Origin of the sequence: Buchnera aphidicola (Hyadaphis tataricae), from assembly GCF_005081445.1 — a bacterium.
Classification (GTDB): Bacteria; Pseudomonadota; Gammaproteobacteria; order Enterobacterales; family Enterobacteriaceae; genus Buchnera; species Buchnera aphidicola_AE.
This window is the reverse complement of sequence record NZ_CP034873.1, coordinates 468,407-480,735: the sequence shown is the minus strand read 5'-3', so window position 1 is coordinate 480,735 and position 12,329 is coordinate 468,407. Positions and strand designations below refer to the sequence as shown.

The following is a 12,329-nucleotide window of genomic DNA, read 5'->3' as shown; positions in this document are numbered from 1 at the left end:
TATTACAATTTTTTGACATTTCCTGAATTTTTTAACATTTGATTTTCTGGAAGAGTTACATGTAGTTGTATAATTTTTCTACTATCAGTTACAGAAACCTGAAAAGTATAACCATTGATGTTCAGTTTTTCTCCTCGATTTGGCAAATGACCAAATTCTTTCATTACCAATCCACCTATAGTATCAACTTCATCATCTTGAAAATTAGAATGAAATGTGTCATTAAATTCTTTTATTTCTGTTAATGCTCGAACAGAAAATGTATATTTTTGTATTTTTCTAATGTTTAATTGCTCTTTATCGTATTCATCTTGAATCTCGCCAACAATTAATTCTAATATATCTTCTATAGTGACTAATCCAGACACAGCGCCAAATTCATCTATCACGATTGCCATATGATTTTTTTTCGAACGAAATTCTTTTAACATTCTATCCACATATTTACTTTCCGGCACCACTACTGCTGGTCGTAGTATGTTTTTTATACGAAAAACATCCTTAGAATTTCTAATCAAAGGTAATAAATCTTTAGCAATTAAGAATCCTTCAACATAGTTTTGATCGCTATTCATTACTGGAAAACGTGAGTGTGCTGATTCAATAATTACATCAAGACATTTTTTTAAATCATAATTTAATTTTAATGTGATCATTTGCGTTCTAGGAATCATGATTTCTTTAATTCTTTTTTTTGCGATATGCATGACTCCTTCTAACATATCACAAGTATTTTGATCAATGAGTTCATTTTGTTCTGCATCACGAATTAATACCAACAATTCTTCTCTATTTTTTGGCTCATCATGAAAAATTTGCTCTAATAAAATAGAAAAAAATCCTTTTCTATTAATTTTATCGTATTTTTTCGAATGATTATCACTCATAATTTTATATTTTCTATTTTTTTAAATATGTTTTACCATTTTATGGTAGACAGGGTAAGAACATTTTCTATATAAAGATTAACAATATTAATATTGATACGGTTGAGCATAATTTAAAGAAAGCATGATTTTATTTTCTAATGTTTCCATAACATATGCTGATTGCTTATTGTGATGATCATATCCTAGTAAATGTAGAGTTCCATGTATAATCATTTGTGCCCAATATGATTCTAATGTTCTTTTATATTGTAAAGATTCTTCTTCTATTATTGCTTTGCATAAGACCAAATCTCCTAACAATGTTTGATTTGATTTTATAAATTTATTATAAGGAAATGACAAAATATTTGTTGATTTGTTTTTTCCTCTATATTTTGAGTTTAAATATTGTATTTCTTTTTTTTCTACAACACGAATTGTAATTATGTTAATATTTTTTTTTGATAGTGTTTGATTAATCCACTTTAAAAAATAGGATTTTTTTGGTATTGATTTATTATTTTTGCAACAAATTTGAAGATTTATAATATTTTTTTTCATTATTTTTCTAAACTAATACACCTTCCAATGAATGTGTATGAATCTTTGTAATTTTAACGTTAACAAAATTTCCAATCATTTTTGATGTGCCTGAAAATACAACTGTTCTGTTATTTTCTGTCTTGCCATACAATTCTAAATTTTTATTTTTAGAATAACCTTCAACTAAAATAGATTGTATTGTACCAAACATTTTTCTGCTCCACATCATAGTTTGTGTATTAATGAGATTTTGCAAAAGATGGAGACGTTCTTTTTTTTCTATTAAATTCAGATTATCTTCCATTTCAGATGCAGGAGTTCCAGGTCGAGCAGAATAAATAAAACTAAAGCTCATATCAAAATTAATTTTTTTAATAAATTGTATGGTTTGTTTAAAATCTTCTTGAGATTCTCCTGGAAAACCGACAATAAAATCAGAACTAATTTGAATGTTAGGTCGAGCATCAATCAGTTTTAGAATAATTGATTCATAATCCTCTATTGTATATGATCGTTTCATTAAATGAAGTATTTTATTAGAACCACTTTGAACGGGAAGATGGAGAAAACTAACTAATTTTGGAGTATCTCTATATACTTCAATGATATCATCACTGAATTCTAGTGGATTGCTAGTGATAAAACGAATTCTTTCAATACCGTCTATTTCTGCAACTAATCTTATGAGCTCTGAAAAATAACAAATACCTCCATTAAATGTTACACCTTGGTAGGCATTAACATTTTGTCCTAGTAAAATAATCTCTCTTGTACCTGTTTCTGCTAGATTGGATATGTCAAATAAAACATCATCACATGGTCGACTGATTTCATTACCTCTAGTGTATGGTACGACACAAAATGAACAATATTTATTGCATCCTTCCATAATTGAAATAGCACTAGAATATAGTATTTTTTTAGGTTTTAAAACATAATTAAATTTTTCTAGTTTAGGAAAAGTAATATTTATAGCGCGTTTTCGGTTTTTTTTTGCTGTTAAAAGCATATTTGGTAATTTGTGTAATGTTTGCGTTCCAAATACAATATCTACATAGTTAGCTCGTTTAAATATTTCTTTTCCTTCTTGAGTTGCTACACAACCCCCCACAGCAATAATAATATCTGGATTACGATTTTTTAATTTTTTCCATCTTCCGAGTTGGTGAAAAACTTTTTCTTGTGCTTTTTCTCTAATTGAACAAGTATTTAATATGAAAATATTAGCTTGTTCTATATTTTCTGTGATTATGTATTCATTGTCTTTTTCTAGCAAATTAACTATCATAGATGAATCATATTCATTCATCTGACAACCCCAAGTTTTTATATATACGTATTTCATGTTTTAAATATTCATCTTAAAGTAATGTGTAAAATATTGTTATATCGATATTTTTGCTTTAATACTAGGATGAGAATTATATCCAAAGATCTTAAAATCTTTGAAAGAATATTCAAATAATGAATGTGGCTTTTTTAAAATAATCAATTTTGGAAGTTTTAAAGGTTTTCTAAGGATTTGTTCTTTTGCTTGTTCAATATGATTTTTATATAAATGAACATCACCTCCTGTCCATAAAAGATCTCCGACTGTTAAATTACACTGTTGAGCAATCATATGTACGAGAATTGCATAACTAGCTATGTTAAAAGGCAAGCCTAGAAAAACATCACAAGAACGTTGATATAGTTGGCAACTTAATCTATTATTGCATACATAAAATTGAAATAAAACATGACAGGGGGGTAATTTCATCTTATCGATTTCACCAACGTTCCAACTAGAAACTAACATTCTACGAGAATCAGGATTTGTTTTTAATGTTTTTAATATATTTTTTATTTGATCAATTTTTTTATTATCCACTGTATTCCAACTACGCCATTGTTTTCCATAAATTGGACCTACATTTCCAAATTTATCTGCCCAATGGTTCCAAATTGATACGTTATTATCATTTAAATATTTAATATTGGTATCACCATTTAAAAACCATAACAGCTCATGAATAATAGATTTAATATGACATTTTTTTGTTGTAATTAAAGGAAAACCTTCTTTTAAATGAAATTTCATATTATAACCAAATATAGATAGTGTTCCAGTACCCGTGCGATCTTTTTTTTGATTTCCGTATTTAATGATTTCCTTAATTAAGTTAAGATACTGTTTCATTTTTTAGATGACCCGTCTTTTTGATAAAAAATACTACACATAATCATTAATCCGATAATAATCATTGGTATTGATAGTAATTGACCCATGCTTATAATGTTTTTTAATAATCCCACTGAAGGATCTGGTTCTCGAAAAAATTCCACTATAAATCTAAATAAACCATAAAATATTAGAAATATACCGCTAACACTGCCGATTGGTCTATTTTTTTTTGTAAAAAAGTAGATTATTAAAAATAACACGAGACCTTCTAAAAAAAGTTCATATAATTGTGAAGGATGACGAGGTATACCACCATATTGATCTAAAAAAGTTTGCAATTTTGGGTGATGACTTGCTATTTCTATATCTTGTTGTTTGGCGTTAGGAAAAATCATTCCATATGAGTAATCTGTTGATACCCTACCCCATAATTCACCATTAATAAAATTTCCTATTCTTCCTGCTCCTAAACCAAAAGGTACTAATGGAATGATAAAATCAGATATTTCTAAGATTGGTTTTTGATATTTCAAAGAAAAATATGATATTGCAATTGTGGCACCTATTAAACCTCCATGAAATGACATGCCTCCTTCCCATATATAAAATATATGTAATATATTTTGAGAAAAATATGAAAAATTATAAAACAACACGCACCCTATTCTACCTCCAATACAAGCGCTTAAAAAAATAGAATATATTAATGTTTCGATTTTATTTTTCAGCCATGAATATTGTTGTTTTAATGTTTTTTTTTTCCGTACCACATAGCAAAAGTAAAACTTATAAAATACATCAAACCATACCAATGTGCAGATACAGGTCCAATAGAAATAATTATAGGATCAAAATTCGGAAACATCATATACATTTTTTTTTACATATCCTTATTTATTAAAAAATTTTTATAGATTTATATTTTTTTAAAACACGATGTTTCTAACTGTAGCAGGTCTTCTATTGTTTGGCGTCTTCGAATAATAAAAGAACAATTGTTTTTTAATAATATTTCTGGAATTAATGGTCTAGAATTATAGTTAGATGACATTGAAGCACCATAAGCACCTGTGTCATGAAAAATTATATAATCTCCTACTTTTATTACAGGTAATTTTCTAGTTTGTATAGTTCCTCCTGCTGTTTGAGTAAAAATATCACCTGATTCACATAAAGGTCCTGCTACAACAGTTTCTACTATTTCGTTGGTATTGATCTCTCTTTCATCTCCAGCAATTACTGATATATGATGATAACTGCCATACATAGTAGGGCGCATTAAATCGTTAAAACCTACATCAATTAAAACAAAATTTTTAGTACCCATTTTTTTTACAGCCCATACTTGTGACACTAAAATTCCTGATTCTCCTACTAAAAACCTTCCAGGTTCAATTTCTAATTCAATTTTTTTTCCTAAAAATTTAGATATTTTTTTTCTAGATGCATCCCATAATTTAAAATATTTTTCAATATCAATATGTGGTTCATTGAATGTATATGGTATCGGTAATCCTCCACCTGCAGAAATGGATGATACCTGTTGATTTAATTTCATAACATTGTCTATCATAGATTTACACACTTTTTTTAAATGAACATAATTTACTCCTGACCCAATGTGCATGTGCAAACCAATTAATTTTAATTTATATTTTTTTATTATCGGTATTGCTGCTACAGGATTCCAAATGCCGTGTTTACTATTTTCTCCTCCAGTATTAGTTTTTTTGCTATGTCCATAACCAAATTTTGGATTAATTCTTAACCATATATGATGTCCTGGAGAATGTTTCCCTAATTCTGTTAACATATCCAAAGATCCTGCATTTACTGGTATTTTGCAATCTATAATTGTAGATAACGTTTCTTGATCTAAAATATCTGCAGTAAAAACAATGTCATTTGTGTTTTTTTTAAATCCTGCTAATAAAGCTCTTTTGATTTCTCCTAGTGATACTGCATCTATTTTTAGCTGTTCATTTTTCATTAAACGTAATATATTAATATTGGAGCAAGCTTTTTGAGCAAATCTAATAACATCAAATTTTTTTAGTAATTGTATTTTTTTATAAATAATATCAGAATCATAGACCCAAAACGGACATTGGTATTGTTTTATTAAACTTTTAATTTTTTTTACATTGAAATTATTTTCAATATTATCAAGAATTTGTGGCATGTTTTTTCCTATTTCAATATTATGAAAATTTTTTGCATTTTTGAGTTATGCTTTAGAAGAACGAAGAGTAGGAAATAAAATAACATCACGAATACTAATTTGATTTGTTAGTATCATTACCAGACGATCAATACCAATTCCTAGACCAGACGTTGGAGGTAAACCATATTTTAAGGCCTCTATATAATCTTTATCATAAAATGTTTTTTCATGGTCTTCAATTTTTTCATTTTGAATTTGTTGTAAAAACCTCATTTTTTGATCTTCTACATCATTTAACTCTGAAAAACCATTTCCTATTTCATATCCAGCAATAAATAGTTCAAATCTATCTGTTATATTCTTATCTAAATCGTTTCGTCTAGAAAGCGGAGAAACCTCAATTGGATATTCTGTAATAAAAGTAGGTTGAATTAATGTTTTTTCTACTGTTTTTTCAAATATTTCATTTTTTATTTTACCTGTGGTCCAATTGTCTTCTATTTGAATATTCATTGATTTTGCTATTTCTTGCATTGTATTTTTGTTTTTCAAATCAGTTAATTTAATATTAGAATGAAATTTTAAAATTGCATCATTCATTGTTAATTTTTCAAATGGTTTGCTAAAATCAAAGGTATACTTTGAAAATTTAATTTTAGTCTGATTAAAAAGAGACCTGGTGATATATCTAATAATATTTTCTGTGAATATCATCATATTTTTATAATTAGAGTAGGCCATATACATTTCCATCATTGTAAATTCTGGATTATGTCGGCTAGATACTCCTTCATTACGAAAATTTCTATTTATCTCAAAAATACGTTCAAAACCACCAACAATTAATTGTTTTAAATATAATTCCGGAGCTATTCTTAAATACATTTTTGTATTCATTTCATTATGATACGTAGCAAAAGGGCGAGCTTTCGCTCCTCCAGGAATATTTTGTAACATTGGAGTTTCTACTTCTAAAAAATCATTTTCATGCATATATTCTCTAATATACATTATAATTTTAGATCTATTTTGAAAAATTTTGTATGATTGATGATTGCTAATAAGATCTAAATATCTTTTTCTATAACGCATTTCTATATTAGATAATCCATGAAATTTATCAGGAAAAGGTTTTAATGATTTGTTAAGTATTTGTATTTCTGTGCAGTAAACAGAAAGCTCTTCTGTTTTAGTTTTAAATAAAATACCTGTAACTCCCAATATATCTCCGATATCCCACGTTTTAAAATTTTCATTGTAGTGTTGAGGTGGTATTGTGTTTTCACTTACATATACTTGTATTTTTCCATACATATCTTGTAAGGTAAAAAAACTTGCTTTACCCATAATTCGTCTTTGCAGCATTCTACCCGCAAGAGATACTTTAACCTGTAAATCTTTTAGATGATTGATATTATTATTATCATATTTTTTGTGTATTTCTTTTGAATTAGTATTTTTATAAAAATTGTTTGGGAAAATAAACCCTTCTCGTTTCATTTGAATAAGTTTTTGTTTTCTAATAAAAGATTCGTGATTAGAAAAATTACTATTCTTATTTTCTAACATTTTTATTCCTTATAATCCAATAATCAAGCTTTTTTCAATAAATTCATCTAAGTCGCCATCTAGTACAGATTGTACATTGTTTTTTTCAAAACCTGTTCGAAGATCTTTAATTTTTGAACTATCTAAAACATATGAGCGTATTTGATGTCCCCACGTTATATCTGATTTATTTGCTTCTATTTTTTTTTTCTTGATGTTTTTTTCTCTTTTTTGTATTTCATATAACTTTGATTTGATTTGTTTTATTGCTTGTTCTTTATTTTTATGTTGAGATCTATTACTTTGACATTGAGTAGAAACATTTGTCGGTAAATGAGTAATACGTACTGCCGATTCCGTTCTATTTACATGTTGCCCACCAGCTCCTGAAGCTTTATATACATCGATTCTTAAATCAGATGGACGAATTTTTAGCTTTATTTCATCTTCTATATCTGGATATATAAAAATTGAGCTAAAAGACGTATGACGTCTTTTACCCGAGTCAAAAGGACTTTTTCTAATTAAACGATGTATTCCTGTTTCTGTTCTTAACCATCCAAAAGCGTATTCTCCATATACTTTTATTGTAGCAGATTTAATTCCAACTATTTCTCCAGAATATTCATGAATAATTTTTGTTTGAAATCGTTTTTTATCAGCCCATTTTAAATACATTCTAAGTAACATTTTTGACCAATCTTGGGCATCTGTTCCTCCTGAACCAGATTGTATATCGATATAACAGTTGCAGTGATCGTTTTTTTTTGAAAACATACGATACAACTCAAGAGTTTTTATTTCTTTTTCGATATTTTCAAATTCTAAGGTTGTTTCTTGTAATACTTTTTTATCATGAGTCTCTATTGCTAGTTCTAAAAAAATGATAATTTCTTTAATATTTTTTTCTATTTTTTTTATTTTTTGAATTGTTTTGTTTAAAGAATATTTTTCCAGACTAAGTTTTTTAATAGACGTGTTATCTTTCCATATTGTAGGAGATGACAATTCTAAATCAATTTCTAAAATACGTAATTTTTTTTGATTATAGTCAAAGATGCCTCTTTAATGCTTCTATGCGTTTTTTTGCTCTGTTAATTTGATGAGTAATCATATTTTTCCTATGGTGTTCATAACTTCTGTTCAATTAAAAATAAAAATACTGTTTTTACTGTTTAAATGTGATTTTATATATATAATTTATTCATTATATATATTTATTTTAAATAATTAATTTATTTTTTAGTTGATTTTTTACTTCTTTTTTTAAGGATTAAAAGAAATGTCAACATTAACGTTGCAAAATATAGTTTTTCTTTCGAATGAATTATCTTTAACCATGATTATTTTAGATGAATGGTCTATGGTATATATAGAGGGTATCGATGCTAAAAATTTTCTTCAAAATCAATTAACAATTGACATAAATATGTTAAAAACAACACATCATAGATTTTGCAGTCATTGTAATTTTAATGGAAAAGTATTAAGCACTATGCATATATTTAAATATGATCAAGGATATGCTTATGTGCAAAGAAAAAGTGTTTCTAACATGCAAATAACAGAACTAAAAAAATATTCGTTATTTTCAAAAGTAAAGATTAAACAATTAAATGATGTTGTTTTAGTTGGAATGACAGGATTAAATGTTAGATCATTTTTATCAGGTTTTTCAAAAATAATACCTGACGAAAAGACAACAATAATTCATAATGAAGGCATGACGATATTGTGGTTTTCTCAACCATTAGAACGTTTTTTGTTGGTTTTATCTATTTCAGATTTTTTATCATTTAAAAATAATATTGATAAAAATATTTCATTAAATAATAGTAAACAATGGTTATCATTGGATATTGAAGCCGGATTTCCAATTATTGATCAAGAATGTGTTAATAAGTTTACTCCTCAAGCCATTAATTTAGATAAGCTAAAGGCAATTAGTTTTCAAAAAGGATGTTATTATGGACAAGAAACAATAGCTCGAATATTTTTTAAAAATTTAAATAAATACAATTTATATTGTTTATGTGGAAAGGGATACATCTCTATAAAAATTGGTTCTATTATTAAAGTTAAAAGACAAAATGAATGGTGTAAAGTAGGTTTTGTATTGTCTGTATCTAATGTTTTTTTTGAAAAAACATTGATACAAGCAGTGCTAAAAAAACCTGTAAGTTCTAACAGCATGTTCAGAATAGATGAATTTAAAAACCTTTTCTTTATAAAAACTATTTAATATTTATGCAATACATTTTATCTTAAATTCAGATCACTTGTGTTTTGATTTTTTACTTTTTTTATATACAGTTATTTTTTAAATATCATGTCTCAAGGTATTCTTTTTATTATCTCAGCTCCAAGTGGTACAGGAAAATCAAGTTTAATTCAAGGACTATTAAATTCACGGTCTTTACAAAACATTCAAGTATCTATTTCTTATACTACTCGAAATATACGACCTGGAGAATTACATGGAGAGCATTATTATTTTATTTCTAAAGAAGAATTTCAGATTATGATTAAACAAGATTGTTTTTTGGAATGTGCTAAAGTGTTTAGTAATTATTACGGTACATCTCGTCACTCTATTAATACTATGCTATATTCTGGAATAGATGTATTTCTCGATATTGATTGGCAAGGCGCTAAACAAATTAGACATAAAATGCCTCAATCAAAAAGTATTTTTGTATTGCCACCTTCTAAAGATGTATTATATAAGAGATTAAAAAAAAGAGGTCAAGATAGTGATCTAGTAATCTCAAAAAGAATGGAAAAAGCAGTAGATGAAATGCAGCATTATTTAGAATATGATTATTTAATTATTAATGATAATTTTGACAACGCTATTAATGATTTAAAAACTATTATTTCAGCTGAGCATTTATGTTTATCACAGCAAAAGCAGAGACATAACAAGTTAATTATTGACTTATTAAAAAGTTAATTTTTTCATGATGATATCATCTAATATTATTTATATAATTCTATTGAGAAAATAGAATTATATAATTTATGATAAAGCATCATGCTTTTACAAATCGACTGATGCTGATTTTTAATCAAAGAGTTTTATTACGATAAAACCGTCTTCTTTCATTTTCTTTTAGATGTAATTTTCTCAATCTTATAGAACTCGGTGTTATTTCTACAAGTTCATCATCATTAATAAAACTTAATGCTTTTTCAAGCGTTAAATCAACCGGTTTAGTTAAAGTGATTGCCTCATCAGTGCCAGAAGCTCTCATGTTAGTTAATTTTTTTCCTGTTAAACAGTTAACTGTTAAATCATTAGAACGATTATGCAATCCTATTATTTGCCCTTCATATACTCCGTCGCCATGTCCTATAAATAGCTTGCCTCTTTCTTGCAAATTAAATAAAGCAAAACCAACTGCAACACCTGTACTATTAGAAATTAATACACCATTTGTTCTTTGTCCAATATTTATATTTTGCAATATATCATAGTGACTAAAAGATGAATAACATAATCCTGTTCCAGAAGTAATACTCATAAAATTTGTTCGAAAACCAATCATTCCTCTACTAGATAGAGTATATTCTAGTCTGACTCTTCCTATTTTATCTATCGTCATATTTTTTAATTCACCTTTTCGCTCTCCTACAAATTTCATAACAACACCTTGATATTTTTCTTCAATATCTAACATAATATTTTCAAAAGGTTCTTTTCTAACTCCATTGCTTTCACGAAAAATTATTTTAGGACGAGATACTTCTAATTCAAAGCCTTCACGACGCATGTTTTCGATTAGTATAGATAGATGTAATTCACCACGACCAGAAACGGAAAACACGTTAGCATTTTTGGTATCTTCAATTTTTAAAGCAACATCGTTCATCGTTTCTTTTTTTAGTCTTTCTAAAATTTGACGTGACGTAATATACTTTCCTTCTTTTCCCGAAACAGGCGATGTATTAACTGAGAAAAACATATTTATTGTTGGTTCATCTATTATTAATGCTGGTAAAGGTTTTACATGCTCTGGATCACAGAGCGTATCAGAAATATTCAACTGATGAAGACCCGTAATAGCAATAATATCTCCAGCTTGGCCTTGAGTAATCTCAATTCTTTTTAATCCAAAGTAACTTAATATCTTACTTACTTTACCATAGCGTTTATTTCCTAAACTATCTACTATGGCGACTGAGTCATTTGTTTTTATGCAACCTTGTTGAATGCGACCGACACCTATTACTCCTAAATATTTACTATAGTCAATTTGCGTAATTTGCATTTGAAATTTTTTATTGCGATCAACACGAGGGGCTGGAGCATATTTAATAATAGATTCATATAATGGCACCATGTTATTTTGCATGTTTAAATAATCTATTCCAGCAGTGCCTAACATAGCTGAAGTGTAAACAATTGGAAAATCTAATTGTTGATCACTAGCGTCAAGATTAACAAAAAGATCAAAAATTTGATCTATTACCCAATCAGGACGAGAATTTTTTCTGTCTATTTTATTGACTACTACAATAGGATTTAGATTATATTTAAATGCTTTTTTAGTAACAAATCGTGTTTGCGGCATCGGTCCATCTAATGCATCTACGACTAATAAAACAGAATCAACCATAGACATTACTCGTTCTACTTCACCTCCAAAATCAGCATGTCCAGGAGTATCTACTATATTAATTTTATAATTTTTCCATTTAATAGAAGTGTTTTTGGCTAATATTGTTATACCTCTTTCTTTTTCTAGATCATTAGAATCCATGACACGTTCGGTTGTTTCTTCATGTTTTTGAAAAGTACCTGATTGTTGTAATAGTTGATCAAGTAATGTAGTTTTTCCGTGATCAACATGTGCTATAATAGCGATGTTTCTTATATTTTTATGCATTTTTTTCTCTTTTATAAACGTGTTTATTTTCAGATGCAATATATTATAAACTATTAGAAATATAGATGCATTGTAATGAATTTTTGATTATAAGAAATATTTCTATACATGAATGTAATGTATACTGTAAAAAATATTTTTGTATTAATGTT

At 27.2% G+C, this 12,329-nt stretch carries 10 protein-coding genes and 1 pseudogene; 2 read left to right on the top strand and 9 right to left on the bottom strand.

Features of this window, described 5'->3' with window-relative positions; translation table 11 throughout:
• Nucleotides 1-2 precede the first annotated feature (2 nt).
• The 8 genes and pseudogenes from corC to prfB form a co-directional block, all read right to left on the bottom strand.
• Nucleotides 3-887 carry a CNNM family magnesium/cobalt transport protein CorC gene (gene corC, locus D9V69_RS02215; protein WP_158356698.1) on the bottom strand — a complete coding sequence of 295 codons (885 nt, stop codon included), beginning with the start codon at nucleotides 885-887 and terminating at the stop codon, nucleotides 3-5.
• An 87-nt stretch (nucleotides 888-974) separates the two neighbouring features.
• A complete protein-coding gene (gene ybeY, locus D9V69_RS02210; protein WP_158356697.1) occupies nucleotides 975-1,430 on the bottom strand; it encodes an rRNA maturation RNase YbeY in 456 nt (151 codons plus the stop codon).
• 7 nt (nucleotides 1,431-1,437) lie between these two features.
• Nucleotides 1,438-2,757 (bottom strand): tRNA (N6-isopentenyl adenosine(37)-C2)-methylthiotransferase MiaB, encoded by a 1,320-nt coding sequence (miaB, locus tag D9V69_RS02205; RefSeq protein ID WP_158356696.1) that lies wholly within the window; start codon nucleotides 2,755-2,757, stop codon nucleotides 1,438-1,440.
• 39 nt (nucleotides 2,758-2,796) lie between these two features.
• Complete coding sequence (gene thyA, locus D9V69_RS02200; RefSeq protein ID WP_158356695.1) at nucleotides 2,797-3,591, bottom strand: thymidylate synthase; 795 nt, start codon at nucleotides 3,589-3,591, stop codon at nucleotides 2,797-2,799.
• A pseudogene (gene lgt, locus D9V69_RS02195) lies at nucleotides 3,588-4,375 on the bottom strand (prolipoprotein diacylglyceryl transferase). The gene thyA and the pseudogene lgt overlap by 4 nt, the downstream one beginning before the upstream one ends.
• A gap of 117 nt (nucleotides 4,376-4,492) precedes the next feature.
• Entirely contained in the window at nucleotides 4,493-5,758 is a 1,266-nt protein-coding gene (gene lysA / locus D9V69_RS02190; protein WP_158356694.1) for a diaminopimelate decarboxylase, read from the bottom strand.
• A 45-nt stretch (nucleotides 5,759-5,803) separates the two neighbouring features.
• Nucleotides 5,804-7,309: a lysine--tRNA ligase gene (gene lysS / locus D9V69_RS02185; protein ID WP_158356693.1), complete on the bottom strand. Its 1,506-nt coding sequence runs from the start codon at nucleotides 7,307-7,309 to the stop codon at nucleotides 5,804-5,806.
• Between the two features lie 9 nt (nucleotides 7,310-7,318).
• Nucleotides 7,319-8,402 (bottom strand): peptide chain release factor 2 gene (gene prfB, locus D9V69_RS02180; RefSeq protein ID WP_261979620.1). Its coding sequence is split into 2 segments (ribosomal slippage): nucleotides 7,319-8,341 and nucleotides 8,343-8,402, totalling 1,083 coding nucleotides; the frame shifts between segments, so codons are not numbered across the junction.
• Nucleotides 8,403-8,570: 168 nt separating this feature from the next.
• On the opposite strand from prfB, the gene ygfZ reads away from it, so the two are divergent.
• Both ygfZ and gmk read left to right on the top strand, forming a co-directional pair.
• Nucleotides 8,571-9,530: a tRNA-modifying protein YgfZ gene (ygfZ, locus tag D9V69_RS02175; protein WP_158356691.1), complete on the top strand. Its 960-nt coding sequence runs from the start codon at nucleotides 8,571-8,573 to the stop codon at nucleotides 9,528-9,530.
• An 87-nt stretch (nucleotides 9,531-9,617) separates the two neighbouring features.
• Complete coding sequence (gene gmk, locus D9V69_RS02170; protein ID WP_158356690.1) at nucleotides 9,618-10,241, top strand: guanylate kinase; 624 nt, start codon at nucleotides 9,618-9,620, stop codon at nucleotides 10,239-10,241.
• Nucleotides 10,242-10,356: 115 nt separating this feature from the next.
• On the opposite strand, the gene typA is transcribed toward gmk, so the two are convergent.
• Complete coding sequence (gene typA, locus D9V69_RS02165; protein WP_158356689.1) at nucleotides 10,357-12,177, bottom strand: translational GTPase TypA; 1,821 nt, start codon at nucleotides 12,175-12,177, stop codon at nucleotides 10,357-10,359.
• Nucleotides 12,178-12,329 lie beyond the last annotated feature (152 nt).